Origin of the sequence: Sphingomonas profundi (genome assembly GCF_009739515.1) — a bacterium.
GTDB lineage: Bacteria > Pseudomonadota > Alphaproteobacteria > Sphingomonadales > Sphingomonadaceae > Alterirhizorhabdus > Alterirhizorhabdus profundi.
On the sequence record NZ_CP046535.1, the window covers coordinates 2,711,221 to 2,734,760 of the forward strand.

The window sequence follows — 23,540 nt, forward strand, 5'->3', positions numbered from 1 at the left end:
CGCGGATTGGCCCTCGTATCGACGGTGACGACCGGCTCGCTGCGCCGGCCGTCGGCATCCTCGACATGCACGCTGATCGCGCGGCGCGGGCGGGAGCGGCGGGCGGCGCGGGCGCCGCCGGCGCCGCCTGGCCGGGGGGGCGGCGGCGGAGCGGCCGGCGCGGTGCCGCGCGGCGCGTCAATCACGACCATCTTGGTCGTCTTGCGCGCCTTGGCCGCCTCCTCCCGCTCCGTGACCGCGCGGAAGGCGAGGAAGTTGGCGGTGGAGTAGAGCACGGCCGCCGGCACCGCCAGCACCGCGGCGATGGCGACGCTGAGGCCGAGCGAGCGGCGGGGGATGCGGCGCAGGACGAGATAGAGCAGCAGCGTGGCGGCCGCGCTGGCGACCGTCACGATCAGGCGCCGGCCCAGCATGTCCCACTGGTCGCCCATCTCGAGCACCGTCGAGCGCACGGTCACGATCGCGAAGTAGAAGGTCCAGAAGCCGAGGATCGAGAGCAAGGCGACGCGCGGGCTCAGCGTGGCCGCGCCGGCGTCTTCGGTGGTGGCGTTCATCCGCCCGGTATAGCCATGCCGCGACGGCGCGGGAGTCCGCCGGTCGAACGTCATCGCGATTTGATCGAATCGCGCCCGGAACGGTGCCCGGCGCGCCGCGTTTCCCCAGAAACACAGGAGACGATATCATGGCCGACAACGACCGGACCGACGATGACGATCGCGCCACTCCCAATGTGCGCGACGCGCATGATGCGGAGGACGACAAGCGGCTGAAGTTCGATCCCGGCGATCAGGACGCCAAGCTGGACGTGGCGCTGGACGAGAGCTTTCCGACCTCCGACGCCCCGTCGAACACGCAGCCCGGCAAGGGCAAGGATCCGGCGCCCTCCTCCGGCTATGACGAGGATGCCGAGCGCGAGCGGATGAACGCCAAGGAATAGGCGTATCGCGGTCGCGAAACACCGTCCGTCTCATTTTTGCGCGCGTCATGCCTGCGGCGCGTGACATCCATGTTGCAATGCAAAAGGAAAAATGCTCCGCTTCGGTCTGCCGGCGATAACGGCGCGGTTAAGCGCTTCGAAACCAGTTTGGGTGCTTGATCGTCAGGTGAGGCAATCCGATTTCGGGGAGTTTCCGATGGGCACCCAGGCGAGACCGGCGGACGGCGCGATGACGCTGGCGGAAATGAAGGAGTTCGCGGCGTTCCCCGGCGCCACGCAGCGCTACATCCGGCGCTCGCTGGACGTGGGGCTAGAGCGCGAGGACGCGCTGACGCGCTGGTCTCGCGACGTGATCGAGGCCGCGAGCATCCGTGCCCAGCGCCGCGTGTACGAGCGGCTCGACCATGTCCGCGAACTGGTGCCGGACGATAGCGGGCTGGATGCGGTGGAGCCGTTCCTGGCGCCGCTGGTGACGATGACGGCTTTCGATCTGGGACAGGATCGGCTGGCGAGCTTCGGCTCCTACCGCTTCCTCTATGAGCGGCTGATCGGCGCCAACGTGCGGCCGTGGCTGCCCGGCGCCTTCTGTGCCGCCGCCGCCTTGCCGCACCTCCACCCGGAGAAGAGGCGCGTGCTGCTGCAATCGATCAGCGAGGCGGCGGCGACGGCGCCCGGCTGGTCCAATCGCGAGCCGAGCTTCTTTCCCGAATGGGTGGAAAAGGTGGAGATGCGGGCGAACTGAGGCGGCCCGCCTCAGCCGTCGCCCATCCCTTCCAGCAGCGTCGCCACCTGCGCCAGGCGCGCCTCGTTCGCATCCGTTTCCGTCCGCAGCAGCAGACGGTCGCCTTTCGCCTCCAGCCCGTCCGTCGCGCCGGCGAAGCCGGATCGCGGGGTCAGCGCGATCGCGGCCGGGCCGGCGACGACGCGATCGATCATGGCCGCGGCCGCCAGCAGGCGGATGCGGGCGATCGCCATCAGGGTGCGCGCCTCGGCCGGAAGCGTGCCGAAACGGTCTTCCATCTCCTCCTCCAGCGCATCCAGCGCCGCCGGCGTCGCTGCCCGCGCCAGCCGGACATACAGGTTCAGGCGCAGCTCCACCTCCGGGATCCACGCTTCCGGCAGCGATCCGGCGAGGCCCAGCGACAGTCCCGGAGTCCAGCGGTCGGCCGCCTCGCCGCGCGCCGCGCGCAGCGCCTGGCCCAGCAGATGCTGGTAGAGATCGACGCCGATCAGCTTCATGTGCCCGGCCTGCTCGTCGCCCAGCAGGTCGCCGGCGCCGCGCATGTCCAGATCGCGCGCGCTGATCGCGAAGCCGGCACCCAGCCGGTCCAGCGCCTCCAGCGTGCGCAGCCGCTTCAGGGTCGCGGGCTTGATCGCGTCGGCCGGATCGGTCAGCAGCAGCACCTGCCCGCGCCGCGCCGCGCGCCCCACGCGGCCGCGCAGCTGGTGCAGCTGCGACAGGCCGAAGCGGTCCGCCCGCCACACGATCATCGTATTGGCGCGCGGTACGTCCAGCCCCGCCTCGATGATGTTGGTGGCCAGCAGCACGTCGCCCTCGCCCTCGGCAAAGCCCACCATCGCCGCGTCGATCTCGGCGGCGGACATCTTGCCGTGCGCCTCCCGCACCGCCAGTTCGGGCACCAGCCCGCGCAGCATCTCGGCCAGCTTCGCCATGTCCTCGATGCGCGGCACCACGACGAAGCTCTGCCCGCCGCGCGCCTGCTCGCGCAGCAGCGCCATGCGCACCAGCGCCGGATCGTACAGCCCCACGCTCGTGCGGATCGGCTGCCGCACGGCGGGGGGCGTGGCGATCACCGACAGCTCCTGCAGGCCCACCAGCGCCGTCTGCAGCGTGCGCGGGATCGGCGTCGCGGTCAGCGTCAGCACGTGGCAGGCATCGCTCAGCGTGCGCAGCTTCAGCTTGTCGGCGGCGCCGAACCGCTGCTCCTCGTCGATCACGACCAGGCCGAGCGCGGCGAAGCGCACGCCCTTGGCGGCGATCGCGCTGGTGCCGATGACGATGCGGACGGAGCCGTCGGCCAGCCCCGCCTTCGCCGCCTTGGCCTCCGCCGGGGTGGAGAGGCGCGAGAGGCCGGCGATGGCGATGTCCAGCCCCTCGAAGCGGCGGCGGAACGTCTCCAGATGCTGGCGGACGAGCACGGTCGTCGGCGCCACGATGGCGACCTGCCGCCCGGCAAGCGCCGCGATCGCGGCCGCGCGCAGCGCCACCTCGGTCTTGCCGTAACCGACATCGCCGACGACCAGCCGGTCCATCGGCCGGCCGGAGGCGAGATCGGCGCGAACCGCTTCGATCGCGCGCAGCTGGTCGCGCGTCTCGGTGAACGGGAAGCGGCCGGCGAACCGCTCATAGTCGGCCACCGGCGGATCGAGCACCGGCGCCTTGCGGGTCGCACGCTCGGCGGCGAGCGCGCTCAGCCCCTTGGCGCTCTCCGCCACCGCCGCGGCGATATCGCCGCGCCGTTTCTGCCAGCCCGATCCGTCCAGCCGATCGAGCGAGACGGCATCGGCATCGGCGCCGTAGCGCCAGATCCGGTCCGCTTCCTCCACCGGCACCAGCCGCTGGCCGTCCTTGGCATATTCGATGCGGATGGCGTCGCTGGTCACGTCGCCTGCCGTCACCGGCTCGATCCCGCGCAGCACGCCGATGCCGAAATCCTCGTGGATCACCACGTCGCCCAGCCGGAAGTCGGTCGCCTCGCCGGACAGCGGATCGATCGTCGCCACCGTCCCCTCGTCGCCCGCCCGCGCACCGAGCAGATCGGCCGCCGCTATCGCCAGCAGCCCCGGCGCGCGCCAGCCGCGCTCGATCGGCGCGGCGATCGCCAGCAGCGCGCCCGGCGGCGCAGCCTCCACCGCCTGCCAGTCCTCCACCAACTGCGGCGCCTCGCCCAGCGGCTTGCCGATGCGGCGGGAAAGGAAGCGCAGGTCGCGCGGGCCGGCGGCCAGCACCACCCGGTCGCCCTGCTCGCGGGCGGCGCGGATGGCCTTGGCGACGGCGCGGACCGGCTGGCGCGCCTCGACGAACCGCTCGCCGGCTTCCTCGTCGCCCGCCGCCACGTCGATCCGCTCCCGCCCGGCCAGCGCCTGCTCCCAGCGCGCGGCATCGGCCAGCGCCGTCTTCAGCGGCGGGCGCTTGTGGGCGCGGCGGGTGCGTGCGCCATCCTCGGCCAGCGCGATGAAGCGATCGCGCCGCTCGGTCGCGCCGGGATCGATCGCGATCGCGGCGCCCGGCACGTGATCGAACAGCGTCGTGTCTCCCACCGCCGGCTCGCACGCGGCGCCCACCTCGATCCGCTCGATCGCCTCGCCGCCGCGCTGGGTGACGGCATCATAAGCGCGGATCGCCGCGATGGCGCCGTCCGCCGTCTCTATCCGCAAGGGCGCCAACGCGTCGGCGGGAAACAGATCGACCACCGTGCCACGGATCGCCATCTCGCCATGCTCGTCGACGCGATCGTCGAGGAAGTAGCCGATCGCCTCCAGCCGCTCGCGCAGGCCCGTGGGATCGATCGGGTCGCCGGCCGCGATCGCCAGCGGCGCACCGGCGAAGCTCTCCGGCGCGGGATGCAGCATCGCCGCCGCCTCGGCCGTGGAGATGAGGGCGACGCGGCCGCCGTCACGCGCCGCCAGCCTGCGGAACGCGGCGACGCGGCGGCCGATATTCGCCGGAGTGGCGGGAACGTCCTCGCCGGGCAGACCGTCCGCCTGCGGCAGCAGCACGACCGCCGCCTGGGGCGCCATCGCTTCCAGCGCGGCCGCCACGGCTTCCGCACGCTGGCCGCTCTCGGCCACGTAGATCAGGTCGCCGTCCGCAAGCGCGAGCGCCAATCGCGCGGCGACCATGCCGCTCGCCGCCGGCACAACCTTGTCGTCCTCGACCGGCGATGTCGTCTCCGTCGCCGGCCCGTCAATGTCCGCAAGCATCTGTTTCTCCCCGCTCAGGCCCGGTCAACGCGGGTTCGCGGGGCGCCGTTCCGGCGGATATCAGATCACGTGGAACAGCAGCAGGCCGATGACGACGACGCCGGGGACGCCCAGCAACCACAGGATCAGGCCCTTGCCCATCATCATCTCTCCAGCGTCGTGATGACGCGGGTGTGTAACGAAAGATGTCTCGGGCCGTTCCGCCCTACTCGGCCGGCTGCGGGGTGGCGCCTGCCCCGCCTTTCAGCCAGCGCAGCAGGCGCGGCAGCGGCGCGTTCCGCTCCATCCAGGCGGCATAGGCGCGATAGGCGGGGTCCGCGCCCAGGTGGCGCTCCTCCGTCCGCGCGCGCCAGTAGTAGACGGCGTTCACCGCCGCCAGGATCGCGGTGTTCCGCACCATGTCGGTCAGGCTGCCGGTCGTCACCAGGAACGGCATGGACGAGAGCCACCAGAACAGGTTCTTCGAGAGGTAGGCGGGATGCTTGCTCCACCGATACGGCCCGTGCGTCAGGATGCCGCGGTGGGTGAGGTTGGAGAAGCGCAGGCCGAACGCCACCGTCGCCCACGCGTAGATCGCCGTCAGCGCCACCAGCACGGCGCCCGCCACCGCCAGCGCCAGCGGCTGCCCGGCGAGCCACGCCGGCCACTCCTGCGTGCCCACATGATAGTTCAGCGGCCCGCCCGGCCCCATCATGATGAACGGCGGGTAGCAGATCAGCGCCGCCGCCCAGCCCGCCGCATAGGGGTTGGCGCTGCGGATATGCGCATCCAGCGGCTTGCAGGTCAGCAGATAGCCGACGGTCGCCACCGTCACGTCGATCAGGAACATCACCGCGATCAGCCAGCGGGTGAGCGCCACCGGATCGGTGAGTGCGGCGGCGACGTCCCAATTCACCACATCCGCATAGTTGCCGGGCACGATCGAGATCATGAAGGCGGTGAAGAAGCCCTTCACCGCCCACTGGCGGGCATGTTCGGCCAACGCCGCGCGGTCCACCGCACCCGTGCCGAGCAGCAGACTGCCGAACGCGTAGGCGCCATCGCGCGGCTCGATCAGCCGGCGGTCGAGCCACATCACGTAGGGGATGGACACCGCGACCAGCACCGGCGCCGTCCACTGGAACGCGCCCATCGCGAACAGATAGGCACCCTCCCAGTACCAGCGCCCGCAGGCGTAGACGATCGCGATCAGGCACCAGGTGGACCAGAGCCCGGCAAGCTTGGCGAGGCTGATGTCCAGCGTGTCGCGCAGTGGACGCGGTGGCGCGTCCCAATCGATCCCGGTCGTGGGATTGCGGTGAACCCGGTCGATCAGCAGCGACCAGAGCATCATCGGCACGCCGCACGCCAGCACCGCGACCAGCGCCGACAACGCACCGCCCATGCCGAACTGACGCGCCACCAGAATCCAGACGGTCAGGCCGCAGAGGCCGGCGAGACCGACCGCGCCGCTGACGGCCGAGCGTGGACGCGGATCGCCCGCTTTCGCCTGCTCCCCTGTCTCTCTTGGCTCGTCCGTCATCACACCCCTTATCCGCCAACGCTATACGCGAATGGTGGTCAAGCGGTGAAGACGGGAGAAACGAACGCCGGGCATCGCCCCTGCCGCAAGACATGGCCGATTCCGGACGAGCCGCGATCAGCGACCGCGGCTGAGCTCGTCCACCTCGCCCATGATCGTCTGGAGGGCGGTACGGCCGGTGGTCGGCACCTGATCCCGCCGCGAGGGCAGCTTGCCCTCGCTGAGCAGCGCCTCAAGCGCCACCCGGCCGCGCGCGACCCGGCTCTTGATCGTGCCGACGGCGCAGCCGCAAATCTCCGCCGCTTCCTCATAGGCGAAACCGCCGGCACCGACGAGGATCAGCGCCTCGCGCTGCGGCTGCGGCAGATGGAGCAGCGCGCGCTGCATGTCGCCCAGTTCCACATGGCGATCCTGGCTGGCCGGCGCGGCGAGCAGCTTGGACGCCGTCAATTCGTCCCACTCGCCTTTGAAGCGGGCGCGGCGCATCTGCGAGAGGAACAGGTTGCGCAGGATGATGAAGGTCCATGCCCGCATGTTCGTACCGGCCTGGAACCGCTTGCGCGCCGCCCACGCCTTCAGCAGCGTCTCCTGCACCAGATCGTCGGCCAGATCGCGGTTGCCCGAGAGCGAACGGCCGAAGGCGCGCAGATGGGGGATGACCCGACCCAGCTCGACCTTGAACTCGTCGTCGGAAAGAGGGACCGGCTCGACGAAGTCTGCGGTCCGCGCCTGATCGTCCTGCATCAATGCATCCCATTAGCGCCGCGCGTGGCGAGGCCGGCAAGCCAACAGATAGGGCTTTGATCGGCGTTTGCGAGCGGCGCGCCTCCCTCGGGCGGATTAAAAATGCGTCAGCGCCAGACGAACAGCAGGACGGCGAACAGCACCACGATCAGGAACAGCGAGATCGGCAGGACATAGCGGGTGACGTGCGTCGACGCGCCGCCACGGGCCTGCCGCCGGTTGAGATGAACCTCTTCGTCGGCCATGACATGAACCTTTCTCGTTGTTCTTCCGTCACAAACGTTGCGGTACGCGGCGGGTTCCGCTCAGGCCGGGATCGTCTGGAGATCGAAGAACAGCGCCTGCGCGATCGCGGCCTTCACCGTGGAGCGCTGGAACGGCTTGGTGATGAGGAAGGTCGGCTCCGGCCGCTCGCCCGTCAGCAGCCGTTCGGGGAAGGCGGTGATGAAGATCACGGGCACGGAGAATTCGGCCAGGATGTCCTTCACCGCGTCGATGCCCGAACTGTCGTCGGCCAGCTGGATGTCGGCGAGCACTAGGCCCGGCCGCTGCGCCATCGCCTGCGCCACCGCCTCGTCCCGCGTCACCGCCACGCCCGTCACGCTGTGGCCCAGATCGCGCACGATGGTTTCGAGGTCCATCGCGATGATCGGCTCGTCCTCGATGATCAGCACGTCGGCGCGGGTCTGGCGCTCGATCTCGGCCAGCGCGTCGGCCACCAGCGTGTCGACCTCCGTCGCCGAGGCATCGATCAGGTAGCCGGCATCTTCCGACGTGAAGCCCTCCATCGCCGTCAGCAGCAGCGCCTGACGCGAGAGCGGCGTGATCTGCGAGAGGCGGGCCTGGGCGATCGACTCGCTGTCGCCCTCCTCCACGCCGGCGTCGCGCGCATCATTGTCGTTGGTGGAGGACCAGATGCGCTGGAACGTGCCGTACAGGCCCAGCCGGGCGTCCACGTCGCGCGGGAAATCGCCGGGCGCGGCGACGATCGCCTCCAGCGCGGCACGCACATAGGCGTCGCCATGCGCCTGGCTGCCGGTGAGCGCCCGCGCGTAGCGACGCAGGAAGGGAAGATGCGGGGCGAGTTCCTGGCCGAGCGACATGATGATGCGATACTCCCTGGTGGCGACCAGCCGGGTGGCCGACCGCCTAGATGATTAGCGGAGAGCCCGAAGGCAAGCGTGGATGCAGAACCCCCCGGCGGCCCCTGTCGCGCGCGAACCGGCACCGCCGATCGCGACGAGATGTTGCGCGCGTGAGTGGGAACCAACGTCTCAGTTTTTTGTTTCGTTACGCCGAAGGCCATTTTGCAGGCCGGGCTGCTTTGCGACCTCGGGCCGTCCGCCCTTTGGGCGCGAAGATCCTGGCCTGTTCGGTTCGACAGGATTTCTGGGGGGGACGGTGGCGGCCGGTCGCGGGTCGCCACGCGTCACGGTAGCGCAAGGGGATCGGCGAGTTGGTTGCGAAAGACGAGAGAAAAGGTCCGGCGCGCGCACCGGCGCCGCGGCGCAATCGGACGAGCGGCGAGGGGGCCGGCGGCGGCAATGTCGGCAGCGCGCTGCGCTCCGTCTATGACGAGACCGTCAGCGAGAACATCCCCGGCGAGATGCTGGATCTTCTCAACAAGCTCAGCTGAGGACTGGGGCATGTCGTGACCCCCGATCCGGTCCTCTGCCAGACTGCCACGGCCGCGCCGGCCGGCATGATCGCAACCGTCTTCGGGCGTCTCTCCACCGGCATCAAGATGCTGCTCATCCTCTCGGCGGCGCTGCTGCCGCTGGGTATGATCGCCGTGTTCGCCTCGATCGAATCGGCCAAGACCAACCGCCTAACGCGCGAGGCCGAGGTGCGCCTGATCGCGGCGGACGGCGCCCGCCGCATCGGTGACGCGGTATCCGCCGCCGCCAGCGGGCTGCGCATGGGCTTCGCGGCCGGCCTTCCCTCCGCCACCGTCGATGCCTGCCGCCGCACGCTGGGCATGATTGCGGCGGGCAAGCCCTATGCCATCAGCCTTGGCCTGTTCGATCCGCGCGGTCGCCTGATCTGCGCCACGCCCGGCCTGCTCCGTTTCCCCGCGATGACGCCCGCCGCTGGCATCGGCACGGAGGTGCGGGCCGTGAACGGGCCGGAGCTGCTGCGCTTCAGCACGGTGCTGCCGGACGGCCTGCTCGCCGTCGGCGAACTGCCGCGCGCCACCCTTGCCGAACTGCTGGCGGCGCCGCGCGGCCCGGCCGCGTTCGGCGCGCGGCTGCGGGAGGGCGATGCCATCGTCGAGCTCTCCGATGTCAGGCGGACCGGCGAGCCGCTGGGCCAGACCGTGACGGTCGCCGTGCCCGTCGCCAACGGCCAGCTCTCGCTGGAGCTGAGCAGCCCCGCCATGCCGATCCGCGCGATCGAGGCGCTGATGATCCTGCTGCCGATCCTGATGTGGCTGGCGGCCGCGCTGATCGGCTGGCTGGTGATGGACCGGCTCGTCCTGAAGCCGCTCGGCCAGTTGCAGCGCGCGATCACCGCCTATGGCGCGGGCGGCGGCGGCCCGCTCGCTTTGCCGGTGCTGACCACGCCTTCCACCGAGATCCGCGCTCTCGGCCAGGCGTTCGCCGCCGTCACGCGCACCCTCACCGAGCATGAGGCGGAGCTGGAGAGCGGCCTCGCCCGGCAGACCCGCCTCACGCGCGAGGTGCACCACCGGGTGAAGAACAATCTCCAGGTCGTCTCCAGCCTGATTAACCTGCACAGCCGCGGCGTGCGCGATCCGGACGTGGGCGCGGCCTATGCCTCGATCCAGCGCCGGGTGGACGCGCTCGCCGTGGTCCACCGCAACCATTATGCCGAGCTTGAGGAGAATCGCGGGGTCGGCCTGCGGCCGCTGCTCGGCGAACTCGCCTCCAACCTGCGCGCCACCGCCGCGCCGGACGCGGCGCAGCTCTCGATCACGCTGGAGCTGGCGCCGCTCTTCGCCTCGCAGGATGTCGCCGTGCCGGTCGCGTTCCTCGTCACCGAGCTGGTCGAGCTGGCGATGAACTGCGATCCCCGCGGCGGCGTGGCGATCCGCCTCCATCCCACCGATCGGCCGGACCGCGCGGTGCTGACGGTGATCGCCCCCGGCCTTGCCGAAGAGGCATGCCGCACCCATCCCGCGCGGGACCGCTCCGCCCGCGTGGTCGAAGGCCTTTCCCGCCAGCTTCGCGCGCCGCTGGAGCGGGACGAGGTGGCCGGCCGCTACGCGATCGAGATCAGCGTCGTGCCGCCGCTGGCGCCGCAGCCCGCCTGATCGCCACGCCTGAGAAGCCGGCCGATCGCCGAGAATCTCGGCGACGATCCGGAACCAATGCCTGCCCCGCCGGTTATCAACACCGGACAGCGACCTTATGCCCCCCCGCTCTCGCTGTCCCACATCAGGGTCCGGAACCGCCGCTCCTCCCCCGACGGCGTTCCGGACCCAACTTGTTTTCGGGGCACCGTCAGACAATTGGATGTGGTGCCGGAACAAATTTTACCTCGCGTCATTCTCTACCCGGTTCCCCCGGACGACATGGTCGTCCGGCACGGGACATCGGTTCGACAAGGGAGCAACGATATGGTCCGGAAAATCTTCACGCTGGCACTGGTCGCGGGCGGCCTGCTGACTGCGGCGTGCAACACGGTGGAAGGCGCTGGCAAGGACGTGTCCTCGGCCGGCGACGCCGTCGCCGGTGCGGCCGACCGCTCGAAGTAAGTTCGCGCACGTGAATGAAAGGAGGCCTCGCCGGGCGACCGGCGGGGCCTTCTGCCGTCAGGACGCCGTCACTCAGGACGCCGTCACTGGGGCGCGATCTCCGTCGATCGCTCGCGCGCGCGGCGGCGTTCGGTGAACCAGATCGCGATCAGCGCCAGCTCGTACAGCAGCACCAGCGGCACCGCCAGCAGCAGCTGGGAGAACACGTCCGGCGGCGTCAGCACGGCGGCGATGGCGAAGGCGCCGACGATCGCGTAGCGCCGCCCGGCCTTCAGCTGCGCCCGCGTGACGATGCCCGCCCGCTCCAGCAGCATCAGCAGCACCGGCAGCAGGAAGGCCACGCCGAAACCGAACAGGAACTTCGTGACGAACGACAGGTAATTGCCGACCGCCGGCAGCGCCATCTGCTCGATGCCGCCGAGATTGCCCTGGTAGCCGAGCAGGAAATGCAGCGCGAGCGGCATGGCGACATAATAAGCCAGCGCCGCGCCCATCAGGAACAGCACCGGCGTCATCAGCAGGAACGGCAGGAAGGCCCGCTTCTCCTTGGCGTAGAGGCCCGGCGCCACGAACTGCCACAGCTGGCTCGCCATGATCGGGAAGGCGAGCATGATGGCGGCGAAGAACGCCACCTTGATCTCGGCGAAGAACGCCTCGAAGATATCGGTGTAGATGATCCGCCCCTGGCCGGCGCGCAGCAGCGGCTGGACGAGAAAGGCGAAGATCGGCCGCGCGAAATAGAGGCAGAGGGCAAAGGCGCCGCCCAGCGCGGCGAAGCTCCACAACAGCCGCCGGCGGAGCTCGATCAGATGCTCCATCAGCGGCGCGCGGGTGTCGTCGAGATCCTTCATGGCTTGGCGGGTGCCGCGTCCGGGGCGTCGTCCCGTGGCGGCAGCGGCGTCATCGCCGCGCCGCCATGCGGATCGACGGCGCCGCGCTCGCCCTCCTCCTCGTCCGGCTCGACCGGAGGATAGGGCGTGCGGGGCACCGGCTTCCACTCGGCGCCATCGGGATTCTCGGCGGCGGGCACGATCGGATGCTCACGCATGATCCGCTCATTCTCGGCGCGCCACTTCTTCTCCATCTCGTCGAGCTCGGCCTGGCGCACCATCTCGTCGAAGCCGGAGCGGAAGTGGCGGGCGACGCCGCGCGCGCGGCCCACCCACTGGCCCACCACGCGCATCACGCGCGGCAGATCCTTCGGGCCGATGACGATCAGCGCGACCAGCGCGACCAGCAGCAATTCGGTCGGCGCGATATCCAGCATCGGGCGGTCGGCAGTCCGGACGGAGGAACGGGCGATCAGCTGGCGGGGCGATCGTCCGACATCGGCCGCAGCTCGCGCTCGGCGCTCGGCTCGATCGGCGGCTGCGCCTGCAGGCGCGTGGCGGGGCGCGCCGGCGGCTCCGCCTCATGATCGTCGTCCGACATGCCCTTCTTGAAGCTCTTGAGCCCCTTCGCGACGTCACCCATCATGTCAGAGAAACGGCCCTTGCCGAACAGCAGCAGCACGATGATGCCGACGATAAGCCAATGCCAGAGGCTGAGGCCACCCATGATGAATCTCCCAAGTCAGCCGGTCAACGCGGCTGAGAGCGCCACTTAGTCGTTCGCGTCGTCCTTTTCCACCTCGGACTTGCCATCCTCCCCGGCCAGCGCGGCCTCGATCGCCAGATCGACGGGATCGAGCAGGCCGGCGGCGCGCAGATCCTCGATGCCGGGCAGGTCGCGGCGGCTGGCGAGGCCGAAATGGGCGAGGAAGCCCTGCGTCGTGGCGTAGACCAGCGGCCGCCCCGGCACCTCGCGCCGGCCGGCCGGCCGCACCCAGCCCGCCTCCATCAGCACGTCCAGCGTGCCCTTCGATATCTGCACGCCGCGGATCGCCTCTATCTCCGCGCGGCTGACCGGCTCGTGATAGGCGATGATCGCCAGCGTCTCCACGCCGGCGCGGCTCAGCCGGCGCGGCTCCTCGCGCTCGCGGCGCAGGATGTGGGCGAGGTCGGCGGCCGTCTGGAAGTGCCAGCGCCCGCCCCGCTCGACCAGGTTCACGCCGCGCCCGGCGTAGAGCCCCGCCACATGCGCCAGCGCCTCGGCGATGCCGTCGCGCCGGCCAATCGCGGTGGCGAGTTCCGCCACCGTCATCGGCGCCTCCGCCGCGAACAGCGCCGCCTCGATCGCACGGCCGAGATCGTCCGGCTCGGCGGTCATGCGCGGCGCAGCATCAGCGGCGCGAAGGGTGCCGCCTGCGCCAGCTCCACCCGGCCCTGCTTGGCGAGTTCCAATGCGGCGAGAAAGCTGGAGGCGAGCGCCGACCGGCGATAGTCGGCATCGCCGCCCGCGGGCAAAAAGGCCTCCAGCGCGGACCAGTCGACGCGGCGGCCGATCAGCGCCTCCACCCGGCGGATCGCCTCGTCCAGGCTCATCACCGGCCGGCGGCTGACGACATGCACCGCCGGTGCACGGCGCGCGCGGATGGCGCCATAGGCCGCGATCAGCTCGTAGAGATCGGCATCCCAGGCGGGGCGGCGCACCAGCTTCAGCCCCTCCGGCGCGCCGCGCGCGAACACGTCCCGCCCCAGCCGGTCGCGCGCGACGAGGCGGGCGCCGGCCTCGCGCATCGCATCGAGCCGTTGGAGGCGCACCTGCAGGCGCAGCGCCAACTCCTCCGGGCTCGGATCGGCGGCCGGGTCCCTTGGCAGCAGCAGGCCGGACTTGAGAAGGGCGAGCCACGCCGCCATCACCAGATAATCAGCGGCGATCTCCAGCTTCAGGGTGCGCGCATCCTCAATGAAGGCGAGATATTGCTCCACCAGCGCCAGGATCGATATCTCGCGCAGATCCACCTTCTGCGCGCGGGCGAGCGTGAGCAGCAGGTCGAGCGGCCCCTCCCACCCGTCCAGCTCAAGGGTGAGCGTATCGGGCGTGTCGGCCGTCATACCGCCATGCACCCGTCATTCCGGCCCGCCGACTGCCTGCACGGCAGGCGCCCGCGATGGGCTCCGGCCGGAAGGCGAAGCGACACCGTCCGAGCAGAGAGAGTTCGGCTCCAGCCTGCGCCGGAGCGATGCGGGTTACGCGCCACAGGCCAGCAGCGCGTCCCGCCGCTCCGCAGCCTCGGCATAATCCACCGGCGCCCGCCCGGCGACGGTCGCCATCGCGCGGTGCAGCCGCTCGCGCGCAGCCGCCCCGATCTCGCCGACCGCGCCGGCCACCGCCGCCATCTCGGCCATGTCGCCCGAGCAGTGGAGCGCGATGTCGCAGCCCGCCGCCAGCACGCCCGTCGCCCGCGCGCCGAAATCGCCGGCCAGCGCGTGCATGCCCAGATCGTCCGACATCAGCAGGCCGTCAAAGCCAATGGGCCCGCGAATCACCTCGCCGATCACGGTGGCGGAGAGGCTGGCGCACGCCTGCGCGTCCCACGCCGGATAGACGACGTGCGCCGTCATCGCCATCGGCGCGCCGGCCAGGCTGCGGAACGGGGCGAGGTCGCGTTCCAGCGCGGCCGCGTCGGCATCCACCACCGGCAGCTCGACATGGCTGTCGGCCCTGGCGCGGCCGTGACCGGGGATGTGCTTGACGACGCCGACGACGCCGCCGTCGCGCAGGCCCTCGATCGTCGCGCGGCCCAGCGCGGCGACGCGCAACGGCTCCGATCCGAAGGCGCGGTCGCCGATGATGTCGTGGCCGGCGGGATCGCGCACGTCGAGCAGCGGCAGGCAGTCCACCGTCACGCCCACCTCCGCCAGCAGGGCCGCGATCGCCTGCGCGTTGGCGCGCGCCGCCTCGATCGCAGTCATGGGCGCGATGTCGTAGAGCCGGTCGAACGCTTCGGCCCGCGGCAGGGCCGGCCACTCCGGCGGCGTCATCCGCGCGACTCGGCCGCCCTCCTGATCGATCAGGATCGGCAGGTCGTCGCGGCCAGAAAGGGCGCGCAGATCGTCGGTCAGCGCCCTCATCTGCGCACGGTCGATGCAGTTGCGGCGGAACAGGATGTAGCCGGCGGGCGCGTGCGCGGCGAAGAAGGCGCGCTCGTCGGGCGTCAGCGCGGGGCCGGCCAGGCCGAGGAACAGGGGCTTCACGGCGACAGTCTCCCGATAGCGTCTCGCCGCCTATAGGCCCGCTCTGCCGCCTTCGTCATGCCGATCCCGCACCGGCACCGGGTCGGCTCAGCCGACGACGGTGCAGGCTTCCTTGGCGGAGGTGAGCGCGCGGCACACGGCCGACGCCTTCGTGCCGCTGCCGCCGGTGGCGCGCAGGCGATAGAGCTTCTTGCCGCCGACTTCCGCCAGGGTGACGCTGTGCGACAGCGATCGCAGCGCGGGGAAGCGGCCGGACAGGTCGGACCAGGCCGACTGCGCCTTTGCCGCCGTGCTGAACGCGCCGAGCTGCACGGCCGGGCCGCCGCCGGTGGCGGGCTTGGCCGCCTCCGGCTTCTTCGCCACCTCGACAGGCTTCGCGACCGGCTTCGGCGTGGGTGCGGAAACCGGGGTCGCCGGCTTGGTGACGGGGGCCGCCGGCTTCGCCGCCGTCGGCTTGGGCGTCGCCGTGTCCACGGCGGTGGAGGCGGGCACCGGCACGGTCCTCACCGGCTCGGCGCTCGCCGTCTTCGTCGCGGGCGGCGTGCGGGCGCCGGCCGCCACCGGCGCCTCGGGCTGCTTGGAGATGTCGATCGCGGCATCCACCGGCGTGCCCTGGCTCGCGGCATAGGTGGCGTCGCCCTCGCCCGCCACGTTCATGCCGCCCGGCTCGTTCGGCGCGACCTTATAGTCGCCCTTGGGCGCGGTGATGAGATCGCCGTCGCCGCCGGCCACCTGCGCCGGGGTGCCGGGCTGGCGCAGCCAGAACAGGCCGCCGACGATCAGGCCCAGCGCCAGCAACGCGACGACCACGGCGGCGATCAGCTTGCCCGGCGCGACGCCCGGCTCCGGCTGCTCGTCCTCGACGGGTTCGAGCCACGGCAGCCGATCCTCCTCGCCGCCGATGCGCCCCCGATCGATATCGGTCATCAGTTCATCTCCTCGGCGGCCGCCACGCCCATGATCTTCAGGCCGTTGCGGATGATTTGCCCGATCGAATCGGCCAATGCCAGCCGCGCGGACGTGGTTTCGGCATCGTTAACCATCAAAAATCTGCGGGCGGGATCATCGTTGCCGCGATTCCACGCCGCGTGGAACGCCGCCGCCAGATCGGAGAGGTAGAAGGCGATGCGGTGCGGCTCGTGATTCGCCGCCGCCGCCTCCACGATGCGCGGGAATTGCGCGGCGAGCTTCACCAGCCCCAGCTCCTCGGCGTCGAGCAAGGCGAGGTTCGGCGCGGACGCGATCGCCAGCCCGGCCTCGGCCGTCCGCCGGTGCAGCGATCGGATGCGGGCATGGGCATATTGCACGTAGAACACCGGATTGTCCTTCGACGCCTCAACCACCTTGGCGAAGTCGAAGTCCATCTGCGCATCCGCCTTGCGGGTCAGCATGGTGAAGCGGACGACATCCTTGCCCACCTCCCGCACCACATCGGCCAGGGTGACGAACGAGCCGGACCGCTTGGACATCTTCACCGGCTCGCCGCCGCGCAGCAGCCGCACCATCTGCACCAGCTTCACGTCGAACGGTTTCGCCACCAGCGCCTGCACCGCCGCCTGGATGCGCTTCACGGTGCCGGCATGGTCCGCGCCCCAGATGTCGATCAGCTGGTCCGCGGTGGCCGCCTTCTGCGCGTGATAGGCCAGATCGGTGCCGAAATAGGTGAGGCCGCCGTCAGACTTCATCACCGGCCGGTCGCTGTCGTCGCCGAAGGCGGTGGCGCGGAACAGCGTCATCTCCACCGGCTCCCAGTCGTCGGGCAGCTCGCCCTTCGGCGGCTCCAGCGTGCCCTGGTAGATCAGCCCCTCGCCGCGCAGCCGATCGAACGCCGCCGCCACCTTTCCGGACCGCTGCACCTCCGCCTCCGACGAGAAGACGTCGTGGTGGATGCCGAGCAAGGCCAGGTCGGCGCGGATCAGGTCCATCATCGCCGCCACCGCCCGCGTGCGGAACAGGCCGAGCCACGCCTCCTCCGGCGCGGCGACGTAGCGGTCGCCATATTCGGCGGCCAGGGCGGCGCCGATCGGCACCAGATAGTCGCCCGGGTAGAGCCCCTCCGGGATCGTCACCGTCTCGCCCAGCGCCTCGCGGTAGCGCAGGTGAACGGAGCGGGCGAGCGTATCCACCTGCCCGCCGGCGTCGTTGACATAATATTCGCGGGTCACTGCGTAGCCGGCATGTTCCAGCACGCTCGCCAGCGCATCGCCCACCACGGCGCCGCGGCAGTGGCCCATATGCATCGGCCCGGTGGGGTTGGCGGAGACATATTCCACGTTCACCGCCACGCCCTGACCCAGCGCGGACCGGCCATACTCCCCGCCGGCGGCCAGGATCGCGGCAAGCTCGCCATGCCATGCGTCCTGCGTCAGCCGCACGTTGATGAAGCCGGGGCCGGCCACCTCGGCGCTCTCGATCTCGGGCAACTCCGCGAGGCGCGGCGCGATCAGCGCGGCCAGCGCGCGCGGGTTGGTCTTCGCCGCCTTCGCCAGCACCATGGCCGCGTTGGTCGCCAGATCGCCGTGCGCCGGGTCGCGCGGCGGCTCCACGGCCACGTTGCGGCGATCGATCCCGCCGGGCAGGTCTCCCCCGGCTTCGAGCGCGTCGAGGATGGCGCCGATGCGATCGGCGAAGCGGGCGTAGAGGGTCAAAGCGGTGTCCCGGTGCTGGTGATCGGGCGCCTCTACCGGAAAGCGCCCCGCCGCGTCCAATCCGGCGATCGGCGATCCGCCGTCACGCCACCCGCGCGCGCAGCGCCACGACCAGGCCGGCGATCACCAGCGCCACGCCCGCCGCCGCCGGCCAGCCCCACACATAATGTTCGAACAGGGTGGAGAGCGTCATCGCCAGCACCGGCACCAGCACGCTGGAATAGGCCGCCCGCCCCGGCCCGATCGCCTGGATCACGCCCAGATAGAGCGGAAAGGCCAGTGCCGAGGCCGCGATACCGAGATAGAGCAGGCCGGCGACATAGGCCGGGCTGGCATCGAACACCGGCGGCCCGGCCGTGCCCCACGCGAACAGCGCATTCCCCAGCGCGCCATACACCATCGCCCAGGCCAGCAGGGTGGCGGTGGGCAGGCGGCGGGCGCGGCCGGAGCCCTGCATCACGTTGGCGATCGAGGCGAACAGCACCGCCACCAGCGTGAGGCCGATGCCGATCATCACCGCGCGCGATCCTTCCGCCGCCACCGCCAGCTCGTGCCAGAACAGCAGCGCCAGGCCCACCACCGCCACCAGCGATCCGGCGAAGAAGCGGCGCGACACGCCGTGGCCCAGGAACAGCCAGCCCAGCACCGTATTGGGCACCACCAGCAGAGCGAAGACGACCGCGACCAGGCCGGAGGTCATGTGCTGCTCGGCCGCGTAGACGAAGTTGAAGTTCACGCCGAACAGGCACAGGCCGATGCCGGCGGCAAAGCCGTGCTCGCGTAGCGGCAGCCGCAGCGGCGCGCCGCTGACCAGCGCGTAGCCGAACATCGCGACCGCTGCGATCGCGAAGCGGTAGGCGATCGACCAGCAGGGCGGCACCACCCCCAGCTGGTGCCGGATCACGAGCCAGGTGGAGCTCCAGATCAGCGTGACGATCGTGAAGGGCACCAGCACGCGCAGCTGCGCGGCACGGCTGAGCGGCGGTTCCGTGACGACGGCGGCCATCCGCCTACAGCCCCGCGATCGCGGCGCAGAGCGCGGCGATGTCCGCCTCCGTCTGGTTCCATGAAACGACGAAGCGCGCCTCGCCCTCCGCCCAGTCGTGGAAGGCGAAGCCGCGCGCGCGCAACCCCGCCGCCTCCGTGGCCGACAGGCGCAGGAACACCTCGTTCGCCTCCACCCGGTGGATCAGCCGGGCGCCCGCCGCCGCCGCGATGCGCGCGGCGCCGGCATTGGCCGCGCGCGCATTGGCGAGCCAGAGGTCGTCGGCCAGCAGCGCGTGGATCTGCGCGGCCAGGAAGCGCCCCTTGGAAAGCAGGTGCCCCGCCCGCTTGCGCCGCTCGGCCGTGCCGGCGGCGAGCGCGGGATCGAAGAAGACGAGCGCCTCGGCCGACATGCCGCCATTTTTGACGAAGCCGAAGCTCAGCACGTCCACCCCCGCGCGCCACGTCAGCTCCGCCGGCGTGCAGCCGAGATGGACGAGCGCGTTGGCGAAGCGGGCGCCGTCCATGTGCAGCCGCAGGTCGCGCGCGCGGCAGAGCGCGCCGAGCGCCGCCACCTCCGCCACCGTGTAGACGCGACCATATTCGGTCGCGTTGGTGATGGAGAGCGCCGCCGGCTGCACGCGGTGCACGTCGCGCGCGATCGAATCGATCAGCGCCGTCACGCCGGCGGGGTCCAGCCGCGCGCCCTCGCCCGCCACTGTCAGCAGCTTGGCGCCGTGGGTGTAGAATTCGGGCGCGCCGCACTCGTCATTCTGGATGTGGGCGTCGCCGTGGCAGATCACGCCGCGCCAGGGCGGGCAGAGGGCGGCGAGCGCCAGCGCGTTGGCGGCGGTGCCTGTCGCGATCCAGAAGGCCGAGACGCTCGTCTCGAACAGGTCGGACAGGCGGGCGTCCAGCGCGCGGCTGGCGGCATCGCCGTCATAGGCGATGTCGACGCCGTTGGCCTCGGCGATCGCGGCGAGCACGGCCGGCGAGACCGGGGCGGCATTGTCCGAGAAGAAGCGCATCGTCGGCATGTGCGGCGCGCGCCCGGCAAGGTCAATCAGCGCGCCGCGACCGGAAGATCGATCGCGGGCGGCGTGGTGCGCCGCCCGCGATCGCGCAGGTCACTTCAGCTTGCGGACGTCGGCCTTGCTCAGGCTGGTGACGAGGCCCTTGTCGCTGGCCGAGATCGTCGTGACGGGCACCGAGACGAAGCGGGAATCGACGATCACGCTGGCCCAGCCCGGCGCGCCGTCGCGCGTCGGGATCACGCGCTCGACGCGGCCGATCCGCTTGGCGTCGGCCGACCACAGGAAGGCGCCGGTCTTGACCGTCGACGCGGTTGCCGCCTCCTGCGCATGAGCGGCGAGCGGCGCCATGGCGAGGAGAAGTGCGGTGCAGCTTGAAAGAATGCGCATGAGAACGGCCCTCCGTTGAAAGACCATGCTGCAATGCACAACGAGCATAACTGTATCAAGGCGTACAGGTTGCAAAGCGGCGACCTGCGGTTGCGCCGCCCGCAATCGTCAGGCAGTCGTGACCATCAGAACGGAACGTCGTCGTCCAGGTCGCTGTCGAACGCCGGCGAGGGCTTGGCCGCACCCCGCCCGCCGCCTGCGAAGCTGGATCCGCCGCGCGCGCCGCCGCCGGCGGATCCGCGCTCCTCGTCGAAGCCGCGATCGTCGCCGCCGCTCCAGCCCTCATTGCCGCCACGGCCGCCGCCGCCCTCGCGTCCGTCAAGCATCACCAGCTTGGCGTCGAAGCCCTGCAGCACCACCTCGGTGGAATAGCGTTCCTGGCCGGACTGATCCTGCCACTTGCGCGTCTGCAACTGGCCCTCGAGGTAGATCTTGCTACCCTTGCGCAGATACCGCTCGGCCGTGTTGGCCAGCCCCTCGTTGAAGATCGCGACCGAGTGCCACTCGGTCTTCTCCTTGCGCTCGCCGGAATTGCGGTCCTTCCACGATTCCGATGTCGCGATGCGCAGGTTCACCACCTTGCCGCCGTTCTGGAAGCTGCGCGATTCGGGATCGCGGCCCAGATTGCCGACCAGGATCACCTTGTTGACGCTGCCTGCCACCTGTCTCTCCTAGAGTCCGAGCGCGGTGGCTAACCAGAAAGTGGCGCCCGCAGCAAGGTAGGCGAGCGCGAAGAGGTAGCCCAGGGCGAAAAGCGGCCACCGCCAGCCGTTCGTCTCCCGCCGGATCACCGCGATCGTCGACAGGCATTGCGGGGCGAAGACGAACCACATCAGGAAGGCCAGCGCCGTGGGCAGCGACCAGCGCCCCTGCAAGCGGCCGACCAGCGAGCGTTCGGTCTGCACGTCGTCCCCGCCCTCGATCGAGTAGACGGTGGCGAGCGAGGAGACCGCCACCTCGCGCGCCGCCATCGCCGGGATGATCGCCAGCGACATCTCGTGGTTGAAGCCGATCGGCCGCAGCACCACGGCCAGCCCGTCGGCGATGCGCCCCGCCACCGAATAGCGCACTTGGCTCACCCCCGGCGGCGCCTGCGGGAAGGAGAGGAGCGCCCACAGCAGCACGGTGGCGCCCATGATGATCGTGCCCGCCCGGCGCAGGAAGATCCACGCGCGCTGCATCAGCCCGATCGCCACGTCGCGCCACACCGGCAGCTGGTATTTCGGCAGCTCCATCATGAAGCCGCCGTTCGCCCCGCGGGCGATCGTGCGGCGGAAGACGAGCGCCGCCAGCATCGCGCCGACGATGCCGATCACGTACAGGCCGAACAGCACCAGCCCCTGCAGGCCGATGCCCGGCCCCACCGTGCGCGGCGGGATGAAGGCGGCGATGATGACGGCGTAGACCGGCAGCCGCGCCGAGCAGGTCATCAGCGGCGCGATCAGGATCGTCGTCAGCCGGTCCTTCGGGTCGTCGATCGTGCGCGTGGCCATGATGCCGGGAATGGCGCACGCAAAGGACGAGAGCAGCGGGATGAAGGCCCGGCCGGAGAGGCCGACGCCGGCCATCAGCCGATCCATCATGAAGGCCGCGCGCACCATGTAGCCCGATGCTTCCAGCACCAGGATGAAGAAGAACAGGATCAGGATCTGCGGCAGGAACACCACCACCGATCCCACGCCGGCGACGATCCCGTCCACCAGCAGCGAGCGGAGGAAGCCCGCCGGCAGGGCGGCGTCGATCGTGTCGGTCAGCCAGACGAAGCTCTGCTCGATCCACGCGATCGGCGCCTCGGACCAGGCGAACACCGCCTGGAACATCACGAACAGCAGGGTGGCGAGCAGCAGCGGGCCGAGCACCGGATGCAGGGCGATGCCGTCCGCCAGGTGCGACCAGCGGCGCTGCACGCTCTCCTCGCGCGTGGCCGCCACGGCGATCTGGCGGGCGCGCCGCTGGAGGACGACGATGTCGTGCACCGGCGGCTGGCCGCCGCGGATCGGGGTGGCGCCGCCGCCGCCGACCAGCCGCGCCAAAGCGGTGCGCAGATCCTCGATGCCGCGGCGGCGCACGGCGACGGTCGGCACCACCGGCACGCCCAGCTCGCGCGACAGCGCCTCCGGATCGATCGTCAGGCCGTCGCGCTCGGCCATGTCGATCATGTTCAGCGCGACGACCACCGGCAGGCCGAGCGCGATCAGCTGCAGGGTGAAGCGCAGGTGGTTGTCCAGGTTGGTCGCGTCCACCACCACCAGCAGCGCCGATGGCAGCCGCTCGCCCGCCTGGCGGCCGAACAGCACGTCGCGCGTCACCGCCTCGTCCGGGCTCGCCGGATCGAGGCTGTAGGTGCCGGGCAGGTCGACGAGCTCCACCGGGCGGCCGTCCGCCAGCGCCATCCGGCCGGATTTGCGCTCCACCGTGACGCCGGGATAATTGCCCACCTTCTGGCGGGCGCCGGTCAGCGCATTGAACAGCGCGCTCTTGCCGGCATTCGGGTTGCCGACCAGCGCCACCATCGGCGAGAGGTTCACCCTGCGGCGGCCGGTTCGACGTGGATCGCGGCGGCGAGCACGCGGCGCAGCGCGATCGTCATGCGGCCGACGCGGCAGGCGATCGGATCACGGCCGATCGGGCCGACGTGCAGCGCCTCGATCGGCACGCCATGATCGAATCCCAGCTCGCGCAGCCGGCGCGCCTCGGCCGGGCGCATCGCCGCCCAATCGATGTTCGCAACGGTCGCTACGCGCCGCAGCGGCAACTCATCCAGACGCACGCTCTTATCCAGTCCCAAAGTTTGCGACTGATTATCAATAAGTGCGGGCTTTTACCAGTGCCCGTCAGGCGACGCGGTAGCGCAGCCGGCCGAGCAGCCGCGCCGGGCTGAACGTGCGATCGGCGGAGGGGCGCAGCTGCGCCTTCAGGCTCTCGAACCGCATCACCTGGTCGATCCGCCGGGCCAGGAAGGCGCGGGTCTCGGCCAGCCCCTCGCTCTCGTCGTCGAGAAAGGCGAGCACCGTCGCACCGTAGACGGCGGCCAGGGTCGCGCGCTTGCTATAGTGGCTGAAGTCCGTCGCACGATCGCCGGCCAGCCGCCACATCGCGTCCGCCGCGCGCCAGCCCAGCCGGGCGCCGGCGGCGGCGTTGGTCGGCAGCGCGAGGATGGCGAGGGCGCGGCGCAGCGCCTCCCGATCAGGCGCCACCACCTCGATCCGCGCCATCACCAGCGCGGCGATCTTCTCGCGGATGCGCATCGCCGCCAGCCGCTCCGGCGGCAGTGCTGCGGCCATCGCACGATCGACCGCGCCGAACCACGCATCGATCATCGCCATCGCCCCGCCGGGAAAGGCGAGCGTGGCGAGGTCGGCCGGCAGCCGCGCCTCGGCGGCGGCCGAAGCGAGCGCCGCCTGGCTCCACCCGTCGAAGGCGGCGTGATGCGGGATGATCGGCGCCAGCGCGGCGCGCACCTCGTCCAGCGTGGGGTCTTCGGGAAGGCGATCGTCGGTCATGCCGCCAGCATAGGCGCCGTCGCCGGTCTGGCCAAGCGG

25 protein-coding genes are annotated in these 23,540 nt (G+C 70.9%); 5 read left to right on the forward strand and 20 right to left on the reverse strand.

Annotated elements, in window-relative coordinates; all coding sequences use genetic code 11:
- Positions 1-682 precede the first annotated feature (682 nt).
- Together GNT64_RS12930 and GNT64_RS12935 are read left to right on the forward strand one after the other, a co-directional pair.
- Positions 683-937: a hypothetical protein gene (locus tag GNT64_RS12930; RefSeq protein WP_156679889.1), complete on the forward strand. Its 255-nt coding sequence runs from the start codon at positions 683-685 to the stop codon at positions 935-937.
- Positions 938-1,133: 196 nt separating this feature from the next.
- Positions 1,134-1,679, forward strand: coding sequence for a hypothetical protein (locus GNT64_RS12935; protein ID WP_156679890.1), 546 nt, complete (start codon positions 1,134-1,136; stop codon positions 1,677-1,679).
- A gap of 11 nt (positions 1,680-1,690) precedes the next feature.
- Here GNT64_RS12935 and GNT64_RS12940 read toward each other — a convergent pair whose 3' ends face one another.
- The 5 genes from GNT64_RS12940 to GNT64_RS12955 form a co-directional block, all read right to left on the reverse strand.
- On the reverse strand, positions 1,691-4,882 hold the full coding sequence (locus tag GNT64_RS12940) for a helicase-related protein (RefSeq protein ID WP_156679891.1): 3,192 nt from the start codon (positions 4,880-4,882) through the stop codon (positions 1,691-1,693).
- Positions 4,883-5,087: 205 nt separating this feature from the next.
- A complete protein-coding gene (locus GNT64_RS12945) occupies positions 5,088-6,404 on the reverse strand; it encodes a methyltransferase family protein (protein WP_156679892.1) in 1,317 nt (438 codons plus the stop codon).
- 117 nt (positions 6,405-6,521) lie between these two features.
- The gene (locus GNT64_RS12950; protein ID WP_156679893.1) at positions 6,522-7,148 is read right to left on the reverse strand and encodes a sigma-70 family RNA polymerase sigma factor; all 627 of its coding nucleotides are present in this window, start codon (positions 7,146-7,148) and stop codon (positions 6,522-6,524) included.
- Positions 7,149-7,255: 107 nt separating this feature from the next.
- The gene (locus GNT64_RS21555; protein WP_197276982.1) at positions 7,256-7,393 is read right to left on the reverse strand and encodes a hypothetical protein; all 138 of its coding nucleotides are present in this window, start codon (positions 7,391-7,393) and stop codon (positions 7,256-7,258) included.
- A 60-nt stretch (positions 7,394-7,453) separates the two neighbouring features.
- Positions 7,454-8,251, reverse strand: a complete 798-nt coding sequence (locus tag GNT64_RS12955; RefSeq protein ID WP_156679894.1) for a response regulator — start codon at positions 8,249-8,251, stop codon at positions 7,454-7,456.
- A gap of 353 nt (positions 8,252-8,604) precedes the next feature.
- Here GNT64_RS12955 and GNT64_RS12960 point away from each other — a divergent pair, with 353 nt between their 5' ends.
- The 3 genes from GNT64_RS12960 (at position 8,605) to GNT64_RS12970 (ending at position 10,866) form a co-directional block, all read left to right on the forward strand.
- Complete coding sequence (locus GNT64_RS12960; protein ID WP_156679895.1) at positions 8,605-8,784, forward strand: NepR family anti-sigma factor; 180 nt, start codon at positions 8,605-8,607, stop codon at positions 8,782-8,784.
- A 15-nt stretch (positions 8,785-8,799) separates the two neighbouring features.
- A complete protein-coding gene (locus tag GNT64_RS12965; RefSeq protein WP_156679896.1) occupies positions 8,800-10,422 on the forward strand; it encodes a sensor histidine kinase in 1,623 nt (540 codons plus the stop codon).
- A 306-nt stretch (positions 10,423-10,728) separates the two neighbouring features.
- Complete coding sequence (locus GNT64_RS12970) at positions 10,729-10,866, forward strand: entericidin A/B family lipoprotein (protein WP_156679897.1); 138 nt, start codon at positions 10,729-10,731, stop codon at positions 10,864-10,866.
- Between the two features lie 83 nt (positions 10,867-10,949).
- Here the strand turns inward: GNT64_RS12970 and tatC are convergent, their stop codons facing one another.
- The 15 genes from tatC to GNT64_RS13045 form a co-directional block, all read right to left on the reverse strand.
- Positions 10,950-11,717 carry a twin-arginine translocase subunit TatC gene (tatC, locus tag GNT64_RS12975; protein WP_156679898.1) on the reverse strand — a complete coding sequence of 256 codons (768 nt, stop codon included), beginning with the start codon at positions 11,715-11,717 and terminating at the stop codon, positions 10,950-10,952.
- Positions 11,714-12,133 (reverse strand): Sec-independent protein translocase protein TatB, encoded by a 420-nt coding sequence (tatB, locus tag GNT64_RS12980; protein ID WP_156679899.1) that lies wholly within the window; start codon positions 12,131-12,133, stop codon positions 11,714-11,716. The genes tatC and tatB overlap by 4 nt, the downstream gene beginning before the upstream one ends.
- 35 nt (positions 12,134-12,168) lie before the next feature.
- Entirely contained in the window at positions 12,169-12,423 is a 255-nt protein-coding gene (locus tag GNT64_RS12985) for a twin-arginine translocase TatA/TatE family subunit (RefSeq protein ID WP_156679900.1), read from the reverse strand.
- Between the two features lie 45 nt (positions 12,424-12,468).
- Positions 12,469-13,074: an SMC-Scp complex subunit ScpB gene (scpB, locus tag GNT64_RS12990; RefSeq protein WP_156679901.1), complete on the reverse strand. Its 606-nt coding sequence runs from the start codon at positions 13,072-13,074 to the stop codon at positions 12,469-12,471.
- A complete protein-coding gene (locus tag GNT64_RS12995) occupies positions 13,071-13,802 on the reverse strand; it encodes a segregation and condensation protein A (RefSeq protein WP_156679902.1) in 732 nt (243 codons plus the stop codon). Before GNT64_RS12995 ends, scpB begins: the two co-directional genes overlap by 4 nt.
- Positions 13,803-13,937: 135 nt before the next feature.
- Positions 13,938-14,945 (reverse strand): beta-N-acetylhexosaminidase, encoded by a 1,008-nt coding sequence (gene nagZ, locus GNT64_RS13000; RefSeq protein ID WP_156679903.1) that lies wholly within the window; start codon positions 14,943-14,945, stop codon positions 13,938-13,940.
- Between the two features lie 87 nt (positions 14,946-15,032).
- Complete coding sequence (locus tag GNT64_RS13005) at positions 15,033-15,872, reverse strand: SPOR domain-containing protein (RefSeq protein WP_156679904.1); 840 nt, start codon at positions 15,870-15,872, stop codon at positions 15,033-15,035.
- Positions 15,872-17,593: an arginine--tRNA ligase gene (argS, locus tag GNT64_RS13010; RefSeq protein ID WP_156679905.1), complete on the reverse strand. Its 1,722-nt coding sequence runs from the start codon at positions 17,591-17,593 to the stop codon at positions 15,872-15,874. The genes GNT64_RS13005 and argS overlap by 1 nt, the downstream gene beginning before the upstream one ends.
- Positions 17,594-17,675: 82 nt before the next feature.
- Positions 17,676-18,599, reverse strand: coding sequence for a DMT family transporter (locus tag GNT64_RS13015; protein WP_156679906.1), 924 nt, complete (start codon positions 18,597-18,599; stop codon positions 17,676-17,678).
- 4 nt (positions 18,600-18,603) lie between these two features.
- Complete coding sequence (locus GNT64_RS13020) at positions 18,604-19,605, reverse strand: threonine aldolase family protein (RefSeq protein ID WP_156681617.1); 1,002 nt, start codon at positions 19,603-19,605, stop codon at positions 18,604-18,606.
- A 99-nt stretch (positions 19,606-19,704) separates the two neighbouring features.
- Positions 19,705-19,998 carry a hypothetical protein gene (locus GNT64_RS13025; RefSeq protein WP_156679907.1) on the reverse strand — a complete coding sequence of 98 codons (294 nt, stop codon included), beginning with the start codon at positions 19,996-19,998 and terminating at the stop codon, positions 19,705-19,707.
- 125 nt (positions 19,999-20,123) lie between these two features.
- Complete coding sequence (ssb, locus tag GNT64_RS13030; RefSeq protein ID WP_156679908.1) at positions 20,124-20,660, reverse strand: single-stranded DNA-binding protein; 537 nt, start codon at positions 20,658-20,660, stop codon at positions 20,124-20,126.
- A gap of 9 nt (positions 20,661-20,669) precedes the next feature.
- Positions 20,670-22,526 (reverse strand): ferrous iron transporter B, encoded by a 1,857-nt coding sequence (feoB, locus tag GNT64_RS13035; protein ID WP_156679909.1) that lies wholly within the window; start codon positions 22,524-22,526, stop codon positions 20,670-20,672.
- Positions 22,523-22,768 carry a FeoA family protein gene (locus GNT64_RS13040; RefSeq protein ID WP_156679910.1) on the reverse strand — a complete coding sequence of 82 codons (246 nt, stop codon included), beginning with the start codon at positions 22,766-22,768 and terminating at the stop codon, positions 22,523-22,525. Before GNT64_RS13040 ends, feoB begins: the two co-directional genes overlap by 4 nt.
- A 64-nt stretch (positions 22,769-22,832) precedes the next feature.
- Positions 22,833-23,501: a COQ9 family protein gene (locus tag GNT64_RS13045; RefSeq protein ID WP_156679911.1), complete on the reverse strand. Its 669-nt coding sequence runs from the start codon at positions 23,499-23,501 to the stop codon at positions 22,833-22,835.
- Positions 23,502-23,540: the final 39 nt, after the last annotated feature.

Coding starts and splice junctions, on each gene's coding strand:
- GNT64_RS13045 (WP_156679911.1), bottom strand. CDS start 23,501: ATGACCGACGATCGCCTTCCCGAAGACCCCACGCTGGACGAGGTGCGC.
- GNT64_RS12985 (WP_156679900.1), bottom strand. CDS start 12,423: ATGGGTGGCCTCAGCCTCTGGCATTGGCTTATCGTCGGCATCATCGTG.
- GNT64_RS12940 (WP_156679891.1), bottom strand. CDS start 4,882: ATGCTTGCGGACATTGACGGGCCGGCGACGGAGACGACATCGCCGGTC.
- GNT64_RS13005 (WP_156679904.1), bottom strand. CDS start 15,872: ATGACCGATATCGATCGGGGGCGCATCGGCGGCGAGGAGGATCGGCTG.
- GNT64_RS13025 (WP_156679907.1), bottom strand. CDS start 19,998: ATGCGCATTCTTTCAAGCTGCACCGCACTTCTCCTCGCCATGGCGCCG.
- GNT64_RS12945 (WP_156679892.1), bottom strand. CDS start 6,404: ATGACGGACGAGCCAAGAGAGACAGGGGAGCAGGCGAAAGCGGGCGAT.
- GNT64_RS12935 (WP_156679890.1), top strand. CDS start 1,134: ATGGGCACCCAGGCGAGACCGGCGGACGGCGCGATGACGCTGGCGGAA.
- GNT64_RS13020 (WP_156681617.1), bottom strand. CDS start 19,605: ATGCGCTTCTTCTCGGACAATGCCGCCCCGGTCTCGCCGGCCGTGCTC.
- GNT64_RS12955 (WP_156679894.1), bottom strand. CDS start 8,251: ATGTCGCTCGGCCAGGAACTCGCCCCGCATCTTCCCTTCCTGCGTCGC.
- tatB (WP_156679899.1), bottom strand. CDS start 12,133: ATGCTGGATATCGCGCCGACCGAATTGCTGCTGGTCGCGCTGGTCGCG.
- GNT64_RS13015 (WP_156679906.1), bottom strand. CDS start 18,599: ATGGCCGCCGTCGTCACGGAACCGCCGCTCAGCCGTGCCGCGCAGCTG.
- GNT64_RS12970 (WP_156679897.1), top strand. CDS start 10,729: ATGGTCCGGAAAATCTTCACGCTGGCACTGGTCGCGGGCGGCCTGCTG.
- GNT64_RS12950 (WP_156679893.1), bottom strand. CDS start 7,148: ATGCAGGACGATCAGGCGCGGACCGCAGACTTCGTCGAGCCGGTCCCT.
- GNT64_RS12930 (WP_156679889.1), top strand. CDS start 683: ATGGCCGACAACGACCGGACCGACGATGACGATCGCGCCACTCCCAAT.
- scpB (WP_156679901.1), bottom strand. CDS start 13,074: ATGACCGCCGAGCCGGACGATCTCGGCCGTGCGATCGAGGCGGCGCTG.
- tatC (WP_156679898.1), bottom strand. CDS start 11,717: ATGAAGGATCTCGACGACACCCGCGCGCCGCTGATGGAGCATCTGATC.
- GNT64_RS12995 (WP_156679902.1), bottom strand. CDS start 13,802: ATGACGGCCGACACGCCCGATACGCTCACCCTTGAGCTGGACGGGTGG.
- GNT64_RS21555 (WP_197276982.1), bottom strand. CDS start 7,393: ATGGCCGACGAAGAGGTTCATCTCAACCGGCGGCAGGCCCGTGGCGGC.